A 21,160-nucleotide genomic window follows, 5' to 3' on the forward strand; every position below is an offset into this window, starting at 1 on the left:
CTGACGGACTAATCCAAAAGGCAATCCCAGTTATCTCCCCGGTGGATGGCATTGATGCCACTCCGGTGCCCCGGAAGCACTGATGCCATCCAAAGGGCGATTAAAAAAGGAATAGAAAAATGAAGAAGTTTGCTCTCGCTGCCGTAGCCGTTGCTCTTAGCGCCGGTGCTGCCTTCGCTGAAAACCCAAATGTTGGCACTCCTGCCGATCTTTATGCCAATGACCGCACACCAGTTGCTTCGCAGCAGGTTGATAACACGGCTACCGCTTCTATCGGCCAGAAGGTCTATCAGGATGGCTCAGCTCATCGTTTTGGCGACGCATCGCCTTCAAGCTTTCAGAACTAATATCGGCACCAGCCGGTAGGACTGCACAAAAAGGCGAAGCCAATCAGGCTCCGCCTTTTGTTGTATTTGGAAGTGTAATGACTGGCGATAGTCGCACAGGTTTTAACTGGCGCGGCAAATCTCCAAGCTCGTCCACCCTCGAAGGCACCAGCTTGAGCGTGTCGGCCTTCACCAGCAATCCCGCGTCTAAAGAGGGCTTGCATGTAAACAGCCTTCCAAGCAGTCCGAAGCGTGCTTCATACGGCAATGTAAAGCGTGCAGCAGAATTGCTCGCTGCCAAATGGCGGCCCACCGCGTCAATCCAGTCATCCGGCAATGTTGCTCCGGGCTGTAAGATCAGCAACCAGTATGTTCGCAATGCCTGGAATGCTTGAGATAAACTTCCTTCATCATAAAGCGCGCAACCCGCGCCTTCTGCTACAAGCTTTGTATCATCTGTCGAGCCTTGATCGACGACAACAACGCGGCGCAAAAGCCCATCAACAACAGCTGGCACCAACCCGGCCAGTGTATGCGCCAAAGCTTTTTCAGAATTATTTGTGACGAGCAGAACAGAAAGCATTATTTTCTATATCACAGTTCACTGCCTACTAAAGCAGCGCAACACGAATATTCATTCTGTTCTTTAATATTAATTATAAGCCAAAAATAACATATGAAATCAGCAAGCAAAGTGATTTAGTCGATTCTGTTATGAACCCCATGTTTTGCGGAGTGAGCTGATGCGGGTAGCTCTTACATCGATTGTTCTGGCAACGGCAATGCTTGCAGCACCTGTTGCACAGGCCGCGAATGCTATAGCGACAACCAATCTGAACGTGCGCACGGGTCCGGGTACGAGCTATCCGGTCATTGGTGCGATTCCAAATGGTGCAGGCATTGACGTGCTTGGCTGCACGACTGGCTATAACTGGTGTCAGGTCGATTACGGTGGTCGCCTCGGATGGGCATCCTCCAATTATCTGGCCTTCTCACAGGGATCGGCCAGAAACTCCAATAATTTTGGAACTGCGGCAGTTGCTATCGGTATCCCCCTGATTGCAGCGGCAATTCTGAGCTCCAACAAACACGGCTGGCATCGTCCGCCACCGCCACGGCCGCCGCATTGGAACAATGGCCATCATCGTCCCGGAAAGCCTCCGGCGACACATCGCCCGGGTCGTCCTGATAGGCCGCACGCAAACCGCCCCGGTCGTCCGGGTGGCCCAAGCAAACCACATGAGGTCCGTCCGGTTGGACCCGGTGGCTCGGGCAAGCCTGGCCATAATCAGGGCCATCTACCAAAGAAGCAGCCACGCTACTAATATAAGGCCCCAGACACCGGCGTGAGCATCACGTCGGTGTTTTATTATATCGGCTCAAGATTTTGTGTTCTTGCTTTGTTCTATTCTCTGCGATAGGATGAATGTAGAAAACGAAAGAGTCGGTTATGGAAATCATCCAGCAGGCAGATCAGGCAGCATTCGGAGCAGGACGTGCAGATCACGCCAATGCGCTTGTCAGTGAAGCTGGCCTGCGCATTGATCACTCCCGCAGACGCGGGCGCGGCGCTGGTATCAATCCAACCGGACGCTTTGAACCCACCACACGCCATGAATTTGATGATGGCTGGGAAACGCTCGAAGATTTGCCCGCTTTCAAGACCGACGTGCAGGTTGAAAAGCCGCGCACGATTATAACGCGCAATGATTCACCCGACATCAGTTTCGACCGTTCGATCAATCCTTATCGCGGTTGCGAACATGGCTGTATCTATTGCTTCGCACGTCCGACACACAGCTATATGGGCTTGTCTGCTGGCCTTGATTTTGAAGCAAAGCTTTTTGCCAAGCCCGATGCTCCGCGTCTGCTTGAGCGTGAGCTGGCCAAAGCCGGTTATCAACCAAAGACGATTGCTATCGGCACCAACACAGATCCTTATCAGCCAATCGAGAAAAAATGGCGCATCATGCGCGAGATTCTTGAAGTGCTGGAAGCCGCCAATCATCCGGTTGGCATTGTTACCAAATCAGCTTTGGTCGTGCGTGACATCGATATTTTGAGCCGCATGGCTGAAAAAGGTCTGGCTAAGGTTGCCTTGTCCGTCACAACTGTGGACGCCACTCTTGCGCGCACCATGGAGCCGCGTGCTTCAACGCCGACACTGCGCCTTCAAGCTATTCGCAAACTTACAGAAGCTGGCATTCCAACCAGTGTGATGATGGGACCGATTATTCCCGGCATCAATGATCATGAGATTGAGCGCATCCTGGATGCTGCTTACGCTCAAGGTGCGCGTGAGGCAGGCTATGTATTGCTGCGTCTGCCGCTGGAAGTCGCGCCGTTATTCAAGGACTGGTTGTTGCGCAATTATCCCGACCGTTATCGCCATGTGATGTCGCTTGTACGCTCCATGCGCGACGGCAAGGATTATGATGCCGAATGGGGCAAGCGCATGCGCGGTACTGGCCCTTATGCATGGCAGATCGGGCGCCGCTTCGAAATTAGCGCGCGCAAGCTCGGCTTCAATTCCAAGCGCATTCCCTTGCGTACAGACCTGTTTGAACCTGTCGAAAAAGGTGGGAAGCAGCTTTCGCTTTTCTAAATTCTGGATATCAGAACGCGATATTTCAGCGTTCTGGTCCAGATGATACGCTAGACTTCACGTGTGCATGAGTTGTCAGTTGTGCGTTCCATCCCCGTCTGATTTTTTCGGACGGAAGGCCCCTGCTTTTACGCCAATATCCTCGGCAGGGACCTTGCGGAGAATCAGAAGCAGTGCGAACATTTCCGCCAAATGAAACGCTTAATTTCTGATTCTCCGCGCCTCTTTGAAATTCCACTTGCTCCAGACTTCTCGGAAGAGACGAAATATCTGGCGCGGGGGCTAAAGCATATTGCTGGCATTGACGAAGCTGGCCGTGGACCACTCGCAGGCCCGGTTGTTGCAGCAACCGTTGTACTTGATCCCGACGATCTTCCAGAGGGACTTGATGACTCCAAGCGGCTGAAAGCTGCTAAGCGCGATGCGCTTTATGATGTTATTTTGGCTAAAGCGGTGTGCGTTTCCGTTGCAAGCCTGAGTGCGCGCAGCATTGACGAAAGCGACATTCGCAAAGCAGCACTTGAAGCCATGCGCCGCTCGTTTATGGGACTGACGCTTAGCCCAGATTATGCATTGATCGACGGACGCGATATTCCACAGGGCCTATCCTGCCCCGGCTCGGCACTGGTGAAAGGCGATCAGCGCTCGATTTCGATTGCAGCCGCATCCATTGTGGCGAAAGTCACACGAGACCGCATGATGGACCGCGCCGGAGTGGTGCATCATGCCTACGGCTTCGAAGTTCATGCCGGTTACGGAACGCTCAAGCATCGCAATGCTATCGAGACAGCTGGCCCTGTTCCGGGCATTCATCGCTATACATTTGCCCCTATCAAAGGGCGCACATTCTCATAGCGAATTGAGGCCACGAAACTTCCGGCTCAGTCGTTTAGTAATGCCCGTACTGATGGATGCAATGTATATCCCAAGGCATCATGTCGGCGTGCGAATACGCGCATGGCATTGGGTGCTATTTGCGCCAGAATAGCGTCCTTATAAACCGTATTGAGATTGATACTGATCTTCTTGTCATCCTGCATGAATAGAAGCGTCCCGCGTAGCGCTTTCCTTCGCTCACTGTATTGATGAACGTAGTTGGCTGACGCCAGATCAATCCTCGTTTCGTATGGCCGCAATTGGAAGCAGCCCTTTTCGATGAGAAACCGCCCATCCGTCATGAGATGCGTGAGGTTCGGAGAGAGCGAAGTAATCACCGCCATCGCGGCGAAAACCAGAGCCACCACACATCCAACCGACCAATAAGCTATCTTCGAACCAATCCATATCGGTTGCGGCACAACACCTTGCTGAACCGGATATTGACGGGCCAGGAGTTTGTCCTTCAACAATGCCAAAGGGACAATGACAGCCAGTGAACCTAGGCCAAGAAGGAAGATGATGCCCGGTCGTGTCGTACACGAGAAATCGGACCAGATACGGTCGTCAAGAATAAGCAAAACAGGCCCCGCAGAAGTAAACCGCATCTTCAAACGCGTAGTGCGTCCAGAGTGCTCCCATTTTCATTGACAGCCGCAAGAAGACCACTGGCCTTCTGGACCGGATTGATAAAGACCGCACAAACTTCTCAACAGATGCTCAATGCGTATCCCGACGCATAGGGCTAAAATCTCTTATTAAAAATAGATTGCAGACACAACAAAAACGCCGCCCTTTTGAGGCGGCGTTTCCAAAATTCGATAGCAACTGAACTTAGTTCAGGTTGGTCTTAACCTGACCGAGTGCATCCTTGAACAGGGTGTTTGCAACCTTGGCATCAACCTTGTCGGCAACAATTTTGCCAGCGGCGGCGATAGCCAGATCAACAGCCGAAGCGCGGACTGCGTTGATTGCATCGGTTTCAGCGGTTGCAATCTTCTGCTCAGCAAGCTTGTTACGACGAATAACGTATTCTTCGGTCGCCTGTTTGGCGTCTTCAAGAAGAGCCTTTGCTTCGCGTTCAGCAGCGGCGACGATGTCGCCAGCTTCTTTTTCCGCTTCCTTACGCTTGCGATGATATTCAGCAAGAAGCTGCTGGGCCTCTTCGCGCAGGGTGCGGGCTTCTTCCAGTTCCTTCTTGATATTTTCGGCGCGCTCATCGAGCGAGCGACCGATCATGCCCGGAACCTTGAGGTAAACAATCAGTGCTATGAAGAGAAGAAGAGCAATAAATGCCCAAAATGTTGAATCCATTTTCGTCTCCTCAGGCGTTTGCGGTTTTAACGGCTGCGGTCACGTCAGCCTTATCGGCCTTGGTTCCCAGAAGCTGTTCAACAATCGCAGACGTGGTTTCTTCAGCGAGCGTACCGACATCGCTCATGGCCTTAGCCTTGATTGCGGCGATACGTTCTTCAGCTTCAGCAAGCTTGCCTTCGAGTGCGGCTTCAGCAACAGCACGTTCAGCATCTGCTTCGCCTTTGCCCTTTTCGCGCGCAGCTTCAGCAATCGAAGCAGCCTTTGTGCGGGCAGAAGCAAGTTCCTGCTCGTAAGCAGCAATAGCGTTGTCTGCATCCTGCTTGAGGCGTGCAGCCTGCTCGAGATCCTGTGCGATACGGTCACGACGGTTTTCGATCACGCCGCCGATACGCGGCAGAACCACGCGTGACAGGAACAGATAGAAAAGACCGAAAGTGATCGCGAGCCACAGAAGCTGCGATGCATAATGGGTGGAATCAAACGGCGGGAATACGCCGCTGCCGTGTCCGGCATCGTGCGCGACCCCGGTTTCGGTGTGCACAGCATCGGCTGCGCCGTGCTCGCCAGCAGCTGGTGCCGGTTGCGATTCGGTGGCGGTTTGGGCAAACGCCGTGGACACGAACATCCAGATTTCCCCTTTAATCCAGCATATTCTTTTCCGGGCAGAAGAGCCGGGAAAAACGGAATACGCTCACTCAGACTTCATATGCAAAGGCCAGCCGCGCTGCATTTCAAGATACAGATCGCGGCAGGCCAGTTTCTTGCGACTGTTTATTAAACAGCGAAGAGGAGCAGAAGCGCGATGAGCAGCGAGAAGATGCCCAGAGCTTCCGTCACAGCGAAACCGAATACCAGACGGCCGAACTGGCTGTCAGCAGCGGATGGGTTACGCAGAGCGCCCGAGAGATAGCTACCGAAAATGTTGCCGAGGCCGAGAGCCGTACCGGCCATACCGAAACACGCGAGACCGGCGCCGATGTACTTTGCTGCTTCCGCTTCCATGTTAAAGCTCCTTCTGGATTGTAAATTAGTGCGGATTTCTGTTCTGGCGGAAACCCGCCGGCTAGAACCTCAAAGCGCCTTACTTATAGTCTTGATGCAAAGCGCTTTAAATTTTTTCATAACGCATGTTGCTGTCGGAAAACCGGTAAACCACTTTTCCGCAACATGCTTTAGTGACCCGGATGTACTGCGTCGTTGATGTACATGCAGGTAAGGACGGTAAAGACGTAGGCCTGGAGGAATGCAACCAGGAACTCAAGCGCGGTAATCGCGACCGTCATAATGAGAGGCAGGATAGCGCCGCCAACACCCAGTGCACCAAGCGAGCTCAGCGAGACAACGAAGCCTGCGAAAACCTTGAGCGTGATGTGACCGGCCAGCATGTTCGCAAAAAGACGAACAGAAAGGCTGATTGGGCGCGAGAGGAACGAAATGATTTCAATGGCAACAACCAGTGGCACAATAATGCCTGGCACGCCGCTTGGCACGAAAAGCTTCAGGAAGCCAATGCCATGCTTGTAGAAACCGTAAATGATGACTGTTCCGATAACGAGCAGCGACAGCGCAAATGTTACGATGATCTGGCTGGTGATCGTGTAGAAATAAGGAAACAGACCGATAAAATTTGCAACCAAAATGAACATGAACAGCGAGAACACAAAGGGGAAGAATTTCATACCCTTTGAACCAGCTGAATCTCTGAGGCTGGACGCCACAAATTCATAGGCCATTTCAGAAACCGACTGAAGGCGGCTTGGGATGAGGCCACGGCTCGAAGACGTGAAATAAAGAAAGCCTGACGCAAGCACCACGGTTGCGACCATAAAGGCCGAAACATTGGTGAACGACAGGTCCAAACCACCGACGTCGATAGGAATCAACCGGGAAACCTGGAACTGATGGATCGGATCGTTGGCCAACTTAACCTCGTCTGTCGTTCCTGCCCTAAGGCGTTTCAGTCACGGACCGATGGTCCGCTTGGGGCGTTTTAGTCACGAACCAAAGGTTCGCTTGTCTTAAGGTCTATACGCGAACATTTTCGTGATGTCCGCGAAGACTTATTCCTTATCGCTCTTTTCCACGCTAGACTTAATGTTGCCTTGATCGGCGACATAACCTGCAGAACGGAGCACGTTGAGGGTGCCAGCACCGAAGCCGAGAAGGAGAAAGATGATTAACCCCCACGGCGAAGTCCCTGCGTAGCGATCAAGAGCCCAACCAATCAGCGCGCCAACGATAATTCCAGCGATAAACTCACTGGAGAGTTTCATGGCTTGCGCGACAGAACTGGATGTTTCTGACCGCTCATCCTCGGAAGCCGGCTGCTTGAACAAACCTTTTTTAGCCAATTCGGCCTCAAGGCGATTCAAACGCTGATCCAGCCCCCCGGAAACAGTTTTTGAGTCCACATTCTTGCGCTCACCGGGTGTTTTCCCCGACTCAGTGCCGCTCGTCATTGGCAGCTCCTTTTTGCAAGAAATGCGGGCGTTAAAAGCCCATTTCCAAGTTGCGCGCAACATATTGACACACCGCACGCTAGTCAAGGCAATGAAGCACTTGCTCCAAAAGGTTTTTTATCCTGAAAAGACAATAGCTTAGCTATTGGTGCGACTCATTTTCCGCTCAAAGTGGCAGATCAGTCAGCATTTCGGCCCAAAAATTGGAACCGAATTGGGCGAAGGTCGGCACATAGATTCATCATTGTGCACGCGTTTCAAGCGCGGTTTCGGACAAATAAATGTGTCTGAAAGTGATCACATTGACTCAAAGCCTTATCAGCTCCAGCCGCCGCCATAGGTACGGTAAAACACATGCAGACCGATCTTTGTCATCTTCTTCATGGTCGGCGCCCAGAACGGGCTGACATAGGTTGCGTGATAATGGGTGGAAGAACCGACTTCTGGCAACCATATCCGGCCATCGGTCACGGTCTTTGCAACCTGCTGCGCCAGACGCCATTGCGGCATCTCGGTGACGCGATGCTTCTGACCGTCACAGGCAAAGGAAAACTGGCACGCATTAAGCCAATTCTGGTTCTGATAGACAACGCCGCAAATCGTGCCCGGATAGGCCGGGTTGCGTACACGGTTCAGAACGACCTGTGCGACAGCCACCTGCCCTTTGACGTTTTCGCCGCGCGCTTCATAGTAGACTGCTTCAGCAAGGCACTTCTGCTCTTTGGTGCCAAATGATTCTGCCGGTAGCGGCGTCGCTGCCCAGGCGTGGTCCTGATCGCTGATAGGTGGCACAAAACGGCCGCTGTCAGCTTCCGGTGTCAGGATGCTCTCAAAGGGAGATGTTTTGCCGTAATCGGGCTTAGACGGCGCATAGCCCAACGCGAGAACGTCGGGCTGATCATTGTTGATGAGTTTTGCCAATTGCACCGGCATGTCGGGCTTGGGTTTGGGCGGTTTGACCGCATGAAACGCCATCGCGATTGCAACCTCCTTGCCCTCAACACTGGACTTGGAGAAAGCCATGCGCGCATCGATCTTTTCGCGCGGTGCCGTGATCATGCTGATTTTCTCAAACATGCTACCGGCATTAAACGACCGCGCTGGCGCTTTCGGCTTCACAGAGACAAGACGACCCGTCTTATCAGCGCGATTGATGCGATTCTCGTCCGGATTGGGATCATCGACGCCTAGCTTGGCAGTCTTCTGGCCACCTGAAAGCGCAACACGTCCAATGCCCGGAACTTCTATGCCCGTCGCTGAAATGCTGCCTGTTACAGTCGTCGCATCGACAAAAGGCATTTCCGCCTGATGCAGCGAACCAACCGGTGCTTTTGCAACAAAAGCTGTCCAGCGATGACCGGCAATATCTGCGGCTGGCACTAAGCTCGCCATATCCTGAAAAGCAATTGCATTGGAATTGAAGAGATAAGTGATGGCAGCCAGCACAAGCGGCACCAGACGATGGGGTTTGCGCACGACATGACGCGGCTTGGCGCGAACGGCGTAATAGCGACCATCCTCAGGGCAATAGCCCTTCACCGGATAGTGCCATACCGGTTCGGCAGCGGCCTTTGACCGGCCAAACAGCGCTCGTATGGAACCAAAACGCACCGCAAACTCCACTCGCAACGATTACTTAACTATGTGCGATAATGGCTTATTAACCTTGATGGAACGTTAACGGTATTTTGTTTACCCTTTGAAAATATTGATTAATTTTGAATTAACATCGTTTCAGGAGGTTTGTTTTTGTTTGCTTTTTTAGCCGTCACAATAGCTAATGTATAAAGGCGACACCCAATGAAGCAGATAAAATTTTTAGGGTATTTATAATGTTTAGCATAAAGATCATTAAAGCACTGGCGGCAGGGTTGATGCTCGTCCCTTTCACCTCGTCAAATCTTTACGCTGAAAACGTCCCACACACGCTCATTTTAAGGGACACGCCGAAGCTCACACGCTGGGCGGTGGTTCATCAACAACCTGACGCAGCACACAGTGATCCTTATTATCATCTGGAAGTGTTCGAGCATAAAAAGGGCGACAAGCCGTGGGTGTTCAAACGGCTTGCGCAGCATATGGTGATCACACCGGAGGCTCTTAATAAAAGCCGCAATGGGAAGAAAGCCAAAACCTATGCCTATAAGGATGTCGAATTCTGGATCACCTATAAGCATTGGCGCGACACCCCAGAGAGCCGCGCCCGGACGCCGGTATGTGAATCAAGTATTACAGACTGCCTTCAACAGGCCTCAGAGCAGAAATAAGCAGGCGATATGATCAAAAAAGTGCTTTTCACCGTCGTCGTTATCGCGGTTGCTCTGTTCGGCTATACCAAAGTCATGGCGCGGATTGGCTCTGGCGAGCCACCGCAGGCAGCGCCTGCTGAACAGCAAGCAGATAGTATCAAAGTCTATAAGGGTGAGCGCCGCATGACGCTGCTGCGCGGCGATGAGGTCATCGGCACCTATCGCATTACGCTCGGCGGCAATGGCGATGGCGGGCACAAGGCACGCGAGGGTGATCAGAAAACGCCGGAAGGCAGTTATGTCATCGACTGGCGCAATCCACGCTCAATGGCACATCTGAGCCTGCATGTTTCCTATCCAAATACGGACGACCAGAATGCCGCCGATGCCGCAGGGTACGAACCCGGCGGCAATATCATGATCCATGGCCTGCCAAATGGCTGGGGCCTGCTTGCGCCTCTGCATCATCTCTGGGACTGGACCGATGGCTGCATTGGTGTGACCAATGCTGAAATGCGCGAAATCTGGTCGAAGGTGCCAAATGGCACCCCCATTACCATTATACCTTAAGCGGCTTTAACCGCCCAGCGTTCAATGTCCGCGCTCTGACCAATCAGTGCCAGACCATTGGCAATGGAATCAAACTGGTTAGAACTTGTGACCATCGCGTCAGGGAAACGCTTTTCGAACGCGGTACGAATGGCCGGTACAAAAGACGTGCCGCCCGTCAGGAACACGCGGTCGATGCCATCAAATGTCAGTCCGGCATTTTCAACCGCCTGCTCGACCGAGCGTTCAATATTGGCCACGTCATCGGCAATCCAATTGTCGAAGTCGTTACGTGTAACCTCCGAGCGAATCTCGAAATCATCCGCCTTGAAATGCAGCTCGGATATGCGTTCCGATGATAGGCGCACCTTGAGATTTGATACGGCACGATAAACCTCATAGCCGTAATCATTCTCGATCAGATTGATAAAATGCTCCAGCGGCTCCGGGTCAACAGCATTCTTGGCAAGATCAGTCAGCGCCCGAATGGTGGCTGGTGAGTTCATCAGGAACAGCGTGTTCCAGCGTGCGAAGTTCGCATAGTAATGGCGCGGGATCGGTAGTCGCTTGCCGAAGGATTTATATTCGCCATTCTTGCCAAGCAGCGGCGACACGGCATTGTCGATGATACGATAATCGAAAGTATCGCCTGCGATGCCGAGACCCGTCTGGCTAAGCGGTGTGAAGCTCAAGCCATCTGCGCCAACCTCAAAGCGTACAATCGAAAAGTCGCTCGTACCGCCGCCAAAATCGGCCACCAGAACGGTCGATTCGCTTTTCAGTTCCTGCGCATAGAAATAAGCGGCAGCCACTGGCTCATAGACATAATGAATATCGGTGAAGCCAAAGGCGCGAAATGCCTTTTCATAGCGTTCCATTGCGAGCGCTTCATCGGGCGTGGCACCCGCAAAGATAACCGGACGCCCAATGACAACACGATTGCCCTTTGGCGGCAGTCGATCACCAAGACGTGCTGCGACCGATTGAAGGAATGTCTCAAGAATATCTTCAAACTTGAAGCGCTTGCCGAACACCGGCGTATCGGTGAAAGATTTCTGGGCTGCAAATGTCTTAAACGATTGCAGCATACGCGTTGAATGCGGGGCATTCACAAAGGCATCCATTGCCCATGGACCGCTTTCCGAGATGCGTTCGCCGGTTTCGCGATCCTGCCAGAAGCAGAGAATCGAGCGATAGCCGGTGACATCAACGCCATCTTTCGGCACGCTCAGCACTGCCGTCGAACCATCGGGGGAAGCCAGCGACAGGACAGTGTTTGTCGTGCCAAAATCGATGCCCATCGTGACACCGCTGAACTGGCTCTCGCTCACTATCGTCATAATCTGCCTCTGGTATTGGGGAATTTCAGGAGGCGGCGGAGTAGCAGACCGATTAGAGTTTCTCAAGGCAAGAAACTTGAATAAGAGACAATCAGAATTCGCATAACTCATGATTTAAAGGAACATCCCATGTCCCGCTTTGAAAACACAACCGCAGTTATAACCGGTGCAGCGCGTGGTCTGGGAGCTGCTCTTGCTTTTTCGCTCGCTGAAGCCGGATGCGATGTGGTGCTTTGCGGACGCAGCGTGGGCGCACTTGAAGCCACAGCACAGAGTATTGCGGAACAGACCGGACAGAAGGTCGAAACAGTTCAGGTGGATCTGGCGGATACCGCAAGTGTTGCGCGTGTTGTCGAAACCATCAAGGCGAAGCATTCCGCAATCGACATTCTCGTCAATAATGGTGCGATGTGGCTTGAAGACAGACAGGAAGACTATTCCGAAGCGGAAGTTGCGGGCGTGATTAATGCAGCGGTCACCGGCACATTCCTGTTCACGCAGGGACTGTTGCCGCTTCTGAATACTTCATCTCAACCGGATATTGTCACCATCGGCTCAATCAGTGGCTTGCCGAACGCGCCATTGCAGACAGTCTCGATCCCATTTTATGCGGCAAAGCGTGCGCAGGCGGCACTGGCGGACGGTTTACGGCAAAAGCTTGCCGGAACGCCGGTTCGTTCCATCGTGGTGCATCCGCCTTATCTGGAAGACGCTTCTCCACTGGAAGACAACTGGGAAGCCTCAGCCCAGCGACAAAAAGGCGAAGCTGCCACCAGCCGCGATATTGTCGAATCGGTTCTGTTTGCCCTCACCCGCCCACGCCATGTGTCGTTGTCGATTACTGTCGATGCCGATGAAGGTGGTGTTTTTGGATAAGACACGGGATATATTTCAACTCCGCCGCGATCAAGCGACTGGGCTTGAAGCTGTTGGCGCGCGGTTTCATAGCCATGCCTATGACATGCATTTTCATGATGAATGGCTGGTCGGTGTGACCCATCAAGGCGTTCAGGATTTTTTCTGTCGCGGACAAAGACGCCAAAGCACCACCGGCAAGATCATGCTGATTGAGCCGGGCGAGTTACATGACGGACAAGCAATCCGGGATGATGGCTTTACCTATTCCATGCTTTATTTGCCGCAATCGCTTCTCAAACAGGAGATGGGCGGCAGTGATGCTGCGATTGGCTTTCGCAGCACAGTGACCGACGACCCGCGTCTGGCCGGTGCAATCGCCAGAACTTCAAGTCTGATACTTGATGCTGCGCCGCGTCTTTCTATCGAAGAAGGACGCGACGAGATCATCGCATTGCTGTGTAACCATCTGGGTCGGGACGCACCTAAAGCCCGCCTGATCTCAAAAGAAATCTCCGAGCGGGCGATGGAGTATCTCCGCGCGCACTTTGAAGAAGATATCGGGCTTGATCAGTTAATCGAGGCCGTCGGAGCGACTGATCGTTTCTCACTTTCGCGCAGTTTTCGACGCCGCTATGGTACTTCGCTACATGCGTGTCTGGTGCAGTTGCGCCTTGCTGCGGCACGCCGTCTCTTGCGTGAACAGGAAACACCCGCGCAAGCCGCAATGCTCAGTGGCTTTGCCGATCAAAGCCATATGGGGCGATGGTTTCGGCGCACCTATGGGCTGACACCCGCACAATATCGCCGAGGACGCACAAACGTTCCAGATTTGGCGCGCTAGTCGCGGTATCCGCTCTTTTTTAATGAGGAACGGATCATGATTTTCGATACAAAAGTCGCCATTCTCGTACAGAGCGATTTACAGATGTGGCAAAAACTTAATGTTACCGCTTTTCTTGCGTCAGGCATTGCCGGTGCGGTTCCGGATGCGATGGGCGAACCATATGTCGATGCAAATGGCCGGGTACACGCACGTCTGCTCGGTCAGCCAATGGTTATCTTTTCGGCTAACCTCGACATTCTCCAGCGCGCATGGCAACAGTCCCTGCAACGCGACCTGACCCGCGCCGCCTATGTACGGGCAATGTTTACAACCGGACACGATGCGGCCAATCGCGAAGTTTTCCGCGCGGATAATGCCGATACGCCCGATCTGGTCGGGCTGGCGCTTTATGGCCCCAAGAAAGACATCGACAAAGCGATCAAGGGTGCTCAATTGCACCCTTGATTCGTGAGATTATTGTGGCCGCAAGAAACGCGTGATCATCGTGGTCAGCAGCTTGCGGCTTTCCTCAAAATTCGCATCCGGCACCATCAAAGGCAGCATAGGAGCGGCATCCAGCACCGCAATCAGCATCGCACTCGTATGGCCAACATCCAGCGATGGATCGACTTCGCCGCGCGCCTGTCCTGCTTTCAATGTATCGGCCAGCATTTTGCGAATACTGGCTGTGTTGTTACGCAGAATTTCCTTCACGCGCTCGCTTCGTCCGGCTTCTGATAGAAGCTCAAACAGAATGCGGCAATGATCAACCTCACCCCAACCGCTCATGCCCCAGAGCTCTGATAACAACACGGTGGCAGTGTCCTGCCCCTCCGGGTGGCTTGCAAAATCTCCATGCAGCTTACTCAAATATTCCTCTGCCATCTGCTCCACGATTTCCTCCTTGCTTGAGAAATAGTGGTAGAGATGGCCGGGGCTGATTTCCGCCTCCTTACAGATTTTTGCAATGGACGCGCCCTGCAATCCTTCGCGCAGAAAACAGCGATGGGCAGCTTCCAGAATCTCCAGCCGCTTCTCTTCGTGTTTTTCCGGATTGACGGTGCGAACCATTCAAATCTCCATAAATAGATTATTAACTCTAATTATGCTTGACACTAGATCGAACATAAATAGAGTAACCACTCGAATATAGCATTCTGTCTCGGCAGAACCATCTAAAACAGAAGTCCAGACGAAATGTCACGCCCGGAAATCTCATTTCGGGTGATGGGTTTTGTCGTGCATAATCTGAGAATTCGCATCATGACTTTCCGCTCCGTCTTCGCCACTGGCCTTGCTTTCTCGCTGTCCGCATTTTTTGTCTTTGGCGCTTATGGCAATTTTTTGCTCTCACCCCAGAATGCGGCTTCTTATGCACGCTGGAGCTATCCGGACTGGTTTCATTATATAACCGCCACGCTTGAACTGGCAGCCGCAGCTTTGTTGATCAACCCACCCACGCGGAAAACCGGTGCTGCAATTGGCGCTTTGGTGATGGGCGCGGCAAGTCTCACAACGCTTTTTCACACCGAATATGATCACGCTATTTCACCTCTGATCGTGCTCATCGTGTCGTTGCTGGTGCTATTTTTGTCTGGCCGCACGCGCACCACAAACTAACTCAAGCTTTACACTATGGAGAACTACAATGACTGGACTCTCACCCGAGGCCGGTGGCCTCGACGCGCCTTCGGCCAGCTGGGCCGATCTCTTTTCAGGCCAGCACCTCGCCGTTGTTTCTGTTATGGCGGGCGGCATTCTGCTCTATGCAATGAACCTTTATTTCACGGCAGCACTGATGCCTTCCATCGTGATGGATATTGGCGGGCAACAGTTTTATGCTTGGGTTACAACAGCCTTCGTCATTGCAGCCATTGTTGCATCGCTTTTCGTCAGCCGCGTGCTCGACTGGAAAGGTGCAGCTTCGGCCTATGTCATCGCCTTCACAATATTTACTCTTGGAGCCGTGGGCGCTGCGATCAGCCCGACAATGGAATTGCTGATAGTGGCCCGAGTTGTTCAAGGGTTGGGCGGCGGTCTTTTGGCCGGTCTCGGCTATGCGGTGATCCGATCTGCCCTGCCTGAGAAGCTCTGGGCGCGTGCGACAGGTGTTGTTTCCGCAATGTGGGGGCTTGGCACGCTGTTCGGCCCTTCACTGGGCGGCATGTTTGCAGAGTTTGGTTTGTGGCGATGGGCCTATGCTGCACTGGCAGTAACCGCACTTCTGCTGGCCGTCATTGCCCGTGGTTCCTTCAAACAGGCAAAGACAAGCGGCTATCGCGCGCCAATACCTTTTGCTTCACTTATCCCGCTACTGCTTGCAATTATTGCTATCAGCATCAGCTCTGTTCTGCCAATCGGTCTACCGACGCTGATTGCAATCGGCATTGGAGTTATGCTGCTGATCGTCTTCGTTTTGATTGAACGCAGTGCCACAAACACGATCCTGCCGCGCATAACCTACCTGCCAGGCAATTCGCTCAAATGGACTTATCTCACTGTTGCGGCATTAAGTGCTGGCGTCATGCTTGAGAATTTCATCCCCTTGTTCAGTCAGCAACTCGCAGGTCTTAGCCCGCTGCTTGCCGGACTATTGGGCGCGGTTCTGTCACTCGCATGGGTAATTGCACAGCTCTTTGCAGTATCGATCACTTCAGAAACAACCCGCCGCCGTGCCATTCGACTCGGACCATTGTTGCTGGCAGTTGGCTTGATTGCCTTTAGCCTCCTCCTTATCGATAAGGCATCGACACCGACAATTCTATTGTGGACGATAGCGCTCGGTGTTGCCGGTGTCGGCATTGGTATTTCATGGCCGCTGCTTGGCGTTGCCGCTATGAGCAGCACTAACGATCCGGCTGAGGGCGGCAAAGCGGCAGCGGCAATCACAACCACGCAGCTCATTGCTTTTTCAATCACATCAGCACTTGCCGGGACTTTGATGAGCGCAGGCGATGGCACCGCGCTTAACGCCGCGAGCAACGTATCGCTTGGAATTGCAATCATATGCGTTCTGGGGATTGCTTCCGCAGGGCTTAGCACCCGCAAGCCCAGCTAACAAAAAAGCCCGGTCTAGCGACCGGGCTTTTGTTTATCTCTTCTTCTTTGCGCGACCCGCAAACGGATTTTCCGATGTCGTTAGCGACAATCGAATCGGCACGCCCGGCATGTCGAACGTTTCACGCAGACCATTGACCAGATAGCGCACATAAGATTGCGGCATCGCATCAGGGCGCGAACAATTGACGACGAAGCCCGGAGGACGGGTCTTCACCTGCGTCATATATTTCACCTTCAGGCGGCGACCCGAAACAGCCGGTGGTGGCTGATGCGCAATCACCCCAGCAAGCCAGCGATTGAGACGGCCCGTCGAGATACGGCGGTTCCAGATCTCATGTGTCGCAACAAGATTTTCCATCAGCTTGTCGAGGCCCTGACCGCGCTCACCAGAAATTGGCACAGCACGAAGTCCACGAACTTGCGGCAGCAGGCGCGCAGTCTTTTCATGAAGATCAGCCAGAACTGCCTGACGATCTTCGATCAGATCCCACTTGTTAAACGCGATGATCGGCGCACGGCCTTCGCGGATAATCAGATCGGCAATCTGCAAATCCTGTTTTTCAAACGGGATCGTCGCATCAAGAACGATGATCACAACTTCCGCAAAGCGAATAGCCCGCAGGCCATCGGCAACCGAAAGCTTTTCAAGCTTTTCCTGAACGCGGGATTTGCGGCGCAGACCAGCAGTATCATAGAGCTTGATTTTGCGGCCACGCCATTCCCAATCAACGGAAATCGAATCGCGTGTGATGCCAGCTTCCGGACCAGTCAGGAGACGGTCTTCGCCGAGCATCGTATTGATCATCGTGGACTTGCCCGCATTCGGACGTCCAACAATGGCAATGCGCAACGGCTTGGTCGTGTCGTAAGCCGGAATTTCTTCTTCATCCGGATCTTCGATGTCGTCGCCGATCAGCTCACCAACAGCCTTCGGTGTGAAGACCTCATCGGCTTCTTCTTGTTCACGTTCATCCGCAAAGACGCGCTCTTCGCCCAAAAGCTCGACAATCGCGTCACGCAGATCAGGCATGCCCTGACCATGTTCAGCGGAAACTGCGCAAGGCTCACCGAGACCAAGCTGGAACGCATCATAAAGACCCGATTGCGCGCCGCGTGCCTCTGATTTGTTGGCCACCAGCACAACCGGACGGTTCGAGCGGCGGACAAGTTCAGCAAAGGTTGCATCGGTTGGTGTGATACCAGCCTTGGCATCGACCACAAACAGGATCGCATCGGCTTCCTGAATGGCTGCTTCTGTCTGTGCACGCATACGCGCTTCGAGACTGTCATTGGCAGCATCTTCCAGACCAGCCGTATCGATCACCTGAAACTTCAGATCATAGAGCTTTGCATCATGGATGCGCCGGTCGCGCGTAACGCCCGGCAAGTCATCGACCAGCGCCAGCTTACGGCCGACGAGGCGATTAAACAGTGTGGACTTGCCGACATTGGGACGCCCGACGATGGCGAGAGTGAAACCCATAGGTTCGTATTACTCCGAAATTAGTGTAGCTCAGCCCTGAGCTTCTGGCACAGTGATGCCAGCGCCGCGCATGAGATCAAGCATTGTGTTGGCGCGCTGGCGGATATTCGCCGGGGCCAGTGTATCATTGGCAATCTGCTGATAAAGCTTGGCAGCATCATCGAAACGTTCCGCCTTCCATGCTGCAAGACCAAGTGTCTCGCGCGCGCTGGAACGCATTGGATTGCCGTCTGCCGAAAGCGTTTCAACGCGCTTTGCGACATCATCATAAGAACCGGAATCAACCAGCAAATAGGCTGCACGCAGGCGCGCTATGTCACGCATCGGCGCTGGAATTGCATTATCGGCAGCAACCGCATCAAAGGCTGCAACAGCTGCAGTCGCGTCGCCCTTAGCGGCAAGAACCGAAGCCGAACGCAGACGCGCCAGCACCGGATAAGAACCGTAGCCGGTCTTTTCCAGATCATCGAGCGCCGCAATTGCCTCATCGTTCTTTCCGGCTGCGGCGAGATCAAGCGCTGCGAGGAACTTGTCACCAGCCGCGTTTGCCTTACCATCAGCCCAGTGCTGATAGCCAACCCAGCCAGCTGTACCGATGACGATAGCAACAGCCGCACCGATAACGATGGGACCGAAGTTTTTCCAAACCTGCTTCGCCCGTTCCGAACGGAGTTCCTCGTTTACCTCGCGGATGAAACTGTCGTCTGCCATGGACCTGCCACTCTGAGTGGAGCGCAATATGTATAAGCCGCGCTCTTAAAACCGTTGATCTTAATTTGTATGTTCTGGCGCTTTTAATCGGAATTCGCTTGAGATGTAAGACCCGAGAGCGAAATAAGCTGCACCTTACCCGAACAATCTGTATTTGTGTCCGAGCTTTGCCTTATTCAACCAGTACGAAGCAACCTTTCCCCCATACTGGCGTTCATTATCCCATGCGTGTTCTTTCTTCCATTGTCGCCCTTTCAGCGTCACTTGCCTTTGTCACAAATCCGGTTCAGGCGGAAACGTCCAAGCCGCAATATGTGCTGATTTCGTTTGATGGCGCACATGACAACAGGCTGTGGACCCGCTCGCGGGAACTGGCGAAAAACAACAATGCGCATTTCACCTATTTTCTGTCCTGCGTTTTTCTGATGGAAAAGAAAAACCGCCGCGATTACCAGCCGCCGCATAAGCGCGCCGGTGCGTCCAATGTCGGCTTTGCTTTAAGCCATGATGAAGTTGTGACCCGCCTCGACAACATCTGGCAAGCGCATCTTGAGGGCAATGAGATCGCCAGCCATGGCTGCGGCCATTTTGACGGAACCGACTGGTCAACCGCCGATTGGGACAAGGAAATCAAAGAATTTCGCCGTATTACTGCCGATGCTTACAAGAATAACGGCATTGAAGGCGAACCGGATGGCTGGCAGGAACTGGCGCGAAACGGCATCAATGGCTTTCGCGCACCCTACCTTGCGGCATCAAAGCCGGTACAAGATGCGCTGAAGTCGGAAGGGTTCCGCTATCAGGCGTCATCGATCACGCGTGGGCCAGAGGTGCCAAAGCTTGATGGTGCATTTGCTTCCTTCGGCCTGCCGCTCATTCCCGAAGGCCCATCACAGAGACTTATCGTTGGTATGGATTACAACCTCTATGTGCGCCACTCCAAAGGCAAGGAAGCGCCAGCACAGGCCGCACAGTTTGAGGATCGTACCTATAAAGCGTTCCGTGCAGCCTTTGACAAACAATATGATGGTGAACGCATTCCGCTTCAGCTTGGTTTCCATTTTGTGCTGATGAATGACGGCGCTTACTGGCGTGCAATGGAGCGGCTTGTTTCAGAGGTCTGCAAAAAGCCAGATGTCAAATGCACCACTTATAATGATTATCTCAACAGCATCGGTGCTCCGGGCGGCAATGCGCCCGAGAGCCATTCACAGGCATTATGATGTGAGACCGAGGTTTTCCTGATCCAGTGTCGGCAGAGGCTCATTATAGATCACGGCTTCAAAGCCACGCAGACGCTTATAAATCGATAGAAGTTCGATAATCGTCGTCCATGAATTGACCAGATACTGGAATGATCCACGCACCTGATCAAACACATTGAGGATCTGGTTCATCAGACCCAGTGTTAGCTTGCCTGCAACGATTGACGGCACCAAAATAAGCGTCGGGAAGATATTGTCGGCTTGTAGATAGAAGATACGGGCGACATTGAAATACACGTAATGGAAGTAAAGCCGAAAATAGTTCTGGCGAACATTGGAAAACAGTTCCCCCATGGTCAAGGGATGCGCGCGATCAGCAAAATCTTCCCCATAGACCAGTTCTTTACGGTAAGCGGCTTCCACACGCTGATTGTTGAATTCCAGCCCCGGCAATTTGATACCCACCAGTGCCAAAAAGCCTGTTCCAAACAGTGCCCAAACGATTGCCGCCCAGACTAATGCATGCGGTACCAGACCGATAATCGGCAACTCGCTCACCTTGTCGGAGAATGAAAACAGCACGGGAAGAAACGCAATCAGCGTCATGATCGCCTTGATGAGATTAACCCCAAGCTGCTCAAGTGTAGTCGAAAATCGCATTGTGTCTTCCTGCACACGCTGCGCCGCGCCTTCAACCGAACGCAGTTTTGGCCAATGCGCCATGTAAAAATCATTCATCGCCGTGCGCCAGCGGAAGATATAATGGCTAATGAAAAATGCGCTCAACACGCTGATCGTCACACCGATAAATGCAATTCCGGCAAAATCCAGCATGCTCCAGTAGAAATCGACCGCCTGAACAGCGCCTGGCTTAGCCAGTGCATTCTGCACCATGTCGTAGAACGGACCATACCAGGCGTTGACGGCCACGCTGACTTGCACGCTAAAATAAGTGGCAAAGAGAATGAGTGCCGACCCCAGAACTGACCAACGTTGCCAGCGATGCGGCTCAAACCAAGACCAGAAAGCGTAAAACGCCAGAACGACGACGGCAAAATATATATAGAACCACAAAAATGGCGCAGACCAAAAAACGCTCGCGCCAATGATCGGTGCAGCGTCGGCGGCAGCAGGTGTTAAACCGATTAATCGACCAAGATTGACACCGCCCTGATACCATCCCAGCACAGCCAGAATGCTCCAGAACAACACGGAAGAAAAAAACAGCTTGGGGCGCGGGAAGAAGGAGACGAACATTGACGCAAATCCAGAAATACTAAATTAGCGTCAATTAACTCC

At 52.9% G+C, this 21,160-nt stretch carries 25 protein-coding genes; 12 read left to right on the plus strand and 13 right to left on the minus strand.

All coding sequences use genetic code 11. From position 1 onward, the window contains the following. The first annotated feature begins 119 nt into the window (after window positions 1-119). The gene (locus tag WH356_RS18645) at window positions 120-347 is read left to right on the plus strand and encodes a hypothetical protein (protein ID WP_339513478.1); all 228 of its coding nucleotides are present in this window, start codon (window positions 120-122) and stop codon (window positions 345-347) included. 43 nt (window positions 348-390) lie between these two features. Here the strand turns inward: WH356_RS18645 and WH356_RS18650 are convergent, their stop codons facing one another. Continuing rightward, on the minus strand, window positions 391-909 hold the full coding sequence (locus WH356_RS18650) for a glycosyl transferase (protein WP_339513480.1): 519 nt from the start codon (window positions 907-909) through the stop codon (window positions 391-393). A gap of 160 nt (window positions 910-1,069) precedes the next feature. Between WH356_RS18650 and WH356_RS18655 the strand changes: the two genes are divergently transcribed. From WH356_RS18655 to WH356_RS18665, 3 genes are all read left to right on the plus strand, one after another. Beyond that, window positions 1,070-1,651 (plus strand): SH3 domain-containing protein, encoded by a 582-nt coding sequence (locus WH356_RS18655; RefSeq protein WP_339513482.1) that lies wholly within the window; start codon window positions 1,070-1,072, stop codon window positions 1,649-1,651. A 125-nt stretch (window positions 1,652-1,776) separates the two neighbouring features. Further along, a complete protein-coding gene (locus WH356_RS18660; RefSeq protein WP_339513484.1) occupies window positions 1,777-2,931 on the plus strand; it encodes a PA0069 family radical SAM protein in 1,155 nt (384 codons plus the stop codon). A gap of 192 nt (window positions 2,932-3,123) precedes the next feature. Next, window positions 3,124-3,786 carry a ribonuclease HII gene (locus WH356_RS18665; RefSeq protein WP_339513486.1) on the plus strand — a complete coding sequence of 221 codons (663 nt, stop codon included), beginning with the start codon at window positions 3,124-3,126 and terminating at the stop codon, window positions 3,784-3,786. A gap of 26 nt (window positions 3,787-3,812) precedes the next feature. Here the strand turns inward: WH356_RS18665 and WH356_RS18670 are convergent, their stop codons facing one another. From WH356_RS18670 to WH356_RS18700, 7 genes are all read right to left on the minus strand, one after another. Beyond that, a complete protein-coding gene (locus WH356_RS18670) occupies window positions 3,813-4,388 on the minus strand; it encodes a hypothetical protein (protein WP_339513488.1) in 576 nt (191 codons plus the stop codon). A 253-nt stretch (window positions 4,389-4,641) separates the two neighbouring features. Then, window positions 4,642-5,121 carry a F0F1 ATP synthase subunit B gene (locus WH356_RS18675; RefSeq protein ID WP_339513490.1) on the minus strand — a complete coding sequence of 160 codons (480 nt, stop codon included), beginning with the start codon at window positions 5,119-5,121 and terminating at the stop codon, window positions 4,642-4,644. Window positions 5,122-5,131: 10 nt separating this feature from the next. Beyond that, the gene (locus tag WH356_RS18680) at window positions 5,132-5,749 is read right to left on the minus strand and encodes a F0F1 ATP synthase subunit B (RefSeq protein ID WP_339513492.1); all 618 of its coding nucleotides are present in this window, start codon (window positions 5,747-5,749) and stop codon (window positions 5,132-5,134) included. 149 nt (window positions 5,750-5,898) lie between these two features. Then, window positions 5,899-6,126, minus strand: a complete 228-nt coding sequence (locus WH356_RS18685; RefSeq protein ID WP_007632966.1) for a F0F1 ATP synthase subunit C — start codon at window positions 6,124-6,126, stop codon at window positions 5,899-5,901. A gap of 170 nt (window positions 6,127-6,296) precedes the next feature. Beyond that, window positions 6,297-7,046: a F0F1 ATP synthase subunit A gene (locus tag WH356_RS18690; RefSeq protein WP_134152933.1), complete on the minus strand. Its 750-nt coding sequence runs from the start codon at window positions 7,044-7,046 to the stop codon at window positions 6,297-6,299. Between the two features lie 138 nt (window positions 7,047-7,184). Next, the gene (locus tag WH356_RS18695; RefSeq protein WP_339513496.1) at window positions 7,185-7,583 is read right to left on the minus strand and encodes an AtpZ/AtpI family protein; all 399 of its coding nucleotides are present in this window, start codon (window positions 7,581-7,583) and stop codon (window positions 7,185-7,187) included. Window positions 7,584-7,901: 318 nt separating this feature from the next. Next, on the minus strand, window positions 7,902-9,194 hold the full coding sequence (locus WH356_RS18700; protein WP_339513497.1) for a cell wall hydrolase: 1,293 nt from the start codon (window positions 9,192-9,194) through the stop codon (window positions 7,902-7,904). A 221-nt stretch (window positions 9,195-9,415) separates the two neighbouring features. Between WH356_RS18700 and WH356_RS18705 the strand changes: the two genes are divergently transcribed. Together WH356_RS18705 and WH356_RS18710 are read left to right on the plus strand one after the other, a co-directional pair. After that, on the plus strand, window positions 9,416-9,850 hold the full coding sequence (locus WH356_RS18705) for a DUF5086 family protein (protein WP_339513498.1): 435 nt from the start codon (window positions 9,416-9,418) through the stop codon (window positions 9,848-9,850). 9 nt (window positions 9,851-9,859) lie between these two features. Beyond that, window positions 9,860-10,402, plus strand: a complete 543-nt coding sequence (locus tag WH356_RS18710; RefSeq protein WP_339513499.1) for a L,D-transpeptidase family protein — start codon at window positions 9,860-9,862, stop codon at window positions 10,400-10,402. On the opposite strand, the gene WH356_RS18715 is transcribed toward WH356_RS18710, so the two are convergent. Then, window positions 10,399-11,721: an Hsp70 family protein gene (locus tag WH356_RS18715; RefSeq protein WP_339513501.1), complete on the minus strand. Its 1,323-nt coding sequence runs from the start codon at window positions 11,719-11,721 to the stop codon at window positions 10,399-10,401. The genes WH356_RS18710 and WH356_RS18715 overlap by 4 nt on opposite strands. Before the next feature lie 129 nt (window positions 11,722-11,850). Here WH356_RS18715 and WH356_RS18720 point away from each other — a divergent pair, with 129 nt between their 5' ends. From WH356_RS18720 to WH356_RS18730, 3 genes are read left to right on the plus strand one after another with little or no spacing between them, the layout of a single operon-like run. Continuing rightward, window positions 11,851-12,597 (plus strand): SDR family oxidoreductase, encoded by a 747-nt coding sequence (locus WH356_RS18720; protein WP_339513503.1) that lies wholly within the window; start codon window positions 11,851-11,853, stop codon window positions 12,595-12,597. Beyond that, window positions 12,590-13,420, plus strand: coding sequence for an AraC family transcriptional regulator (locus WH356_RS18725; protein WP_339513504.1), 831 nt, complete (start codon window positions 12,590-12,592; stop codon window positions 13,418-13,420). The genes WH356_RS18720 and WH356_RS18725 overlap by 8 nt, the downstream gene beginning before the upstream one ends. 36 nt (window positions 13,421-13,456) lie before the next feature. Continuing rightward, window positions 13,457-13,867, plus strand: coding sequence for a DUF2000 domain-containing protein (locus WH356_RS18730; protein ID WP_339513505.1), 411 nt, complete (start codon window positions 13,457-13,459; stop codon window positions 13,865-13,867). A 9-nt stretch (window positions 13,868-13,876) separates the two neighbouring features. On the opposite strand, the gene WH356_RS18735 is transcribed toward WH356_RS18730, so the two are convergent. Further along, the gene (locus tag WH356_RS18735; RefSeq protein WP_339513506.1) at window positions 13,877-14,473 is read right to left on the minus strand and encodes a TetR/AcrR family transcriptional regulator; all 597 of its coding nucleotides are present in this window, start codon (window positions 14,471-14,473) and stop codon (window positions 13,877-13,879) included. Window positions 14,474-14,599: 126 nt separating this feature from the next. Here WH356_RS18735 and WH356_RS18740 point away from each other — a divergent pair, with 126 nt between their 5' ends. Together WH356_RS18740 and WH356_RS18745 are read left to right on the plus strand one after the other, a co-directional pair. Continuing rightward, window positions 14,600-15,022: a DoxX family protein gene (locus tag WH356_RS18740; protein ID WP_339513508.1), complete on the plus strand. Its 423-nt coding sequence runs from the start codon at window positions 14,600-14,602 to the stop codon at window positions 15,020-15,022. A gap of 28 nt (window positions 15,023-15,050) precedes the next feature. Continuing rightward, a complete protein-coding gene (locus WH356_RS18745) occupies window positions 15,051-16,460 on the plus strand; it encodes an MFS transporter (protein WP_339513510.1) in 1,410 nt (469 codons plus the stop codon). A gap of 33 nt (window positions 16,461-16,493) precedes the next feature. Here the strand turns inward: WH356_RS18745 and der are convergent, their stop codons facing one another. Beyond that, entirely contained in the window at window positions 16,494-17,945 is a 1,452-nt protein-coding gene (gene der / locus WH356_RS18750; RefSeq protein ID WP_339513512.1) for a ribosome biogenesis GTPase Der, read from the minus strand. 30 nt (window positions 17,946-17,975) lie between these two features. Next, the gene (locus WH356_RS18755; RefSeq protein WP_310010860.1) at window positions 17,976-18,656 is read right to left on the minus strand and encodes a tetratricopeptide repeat protein; all 681 of its coding nucleotides are present in this window, start codon (window positions 18,654-18,656) and stop codon (window positions 17,976-17,978) included. Window positions 18,657-18,880: 224 nt separating this feature from the next. Here WH356_RS18755 and WH356_RS18760 point away from each other — a divergent pair, with 224 nt between their 5' ends. After that, window positions 18,881-19,879, plus strand: a complete 999-nt coding sequence (locus tag WH356_RS18760; RefSeq protein WP_339513515.1) for a polysaccharide deacetylase family protein — start codon at window positions 18,881-18,883, stop codon at window positions 19,877-19,879. Here the strand turns inward: WH356_RS18760 and sbmA are convergent. Further along, entirely contained in the window at window positions 19,874-21,118 is a 1,245-nt protein-coding gene (gene sbmA, locus WH356_RS18765) for a peptide antibiotic transporter SbmA (protein ID WP_339513517.1), read from the minus strand. The genes WH356_RS18760 and sbmA overlap by 6 nt on opposite strands. Between the last annotated feature and the right edge of the window lie 42 nt (window positions 21,119-21,160).

The sequence above is a fragment of the Ochrobactrum sp. MYb379 genome (assembly GCF_037479515.1).
Lineage (GTDB): Bacteria > Pseudomonadota > Alphaproteobacteria > Rhizobiales > Rhizobiaceae > Brucella.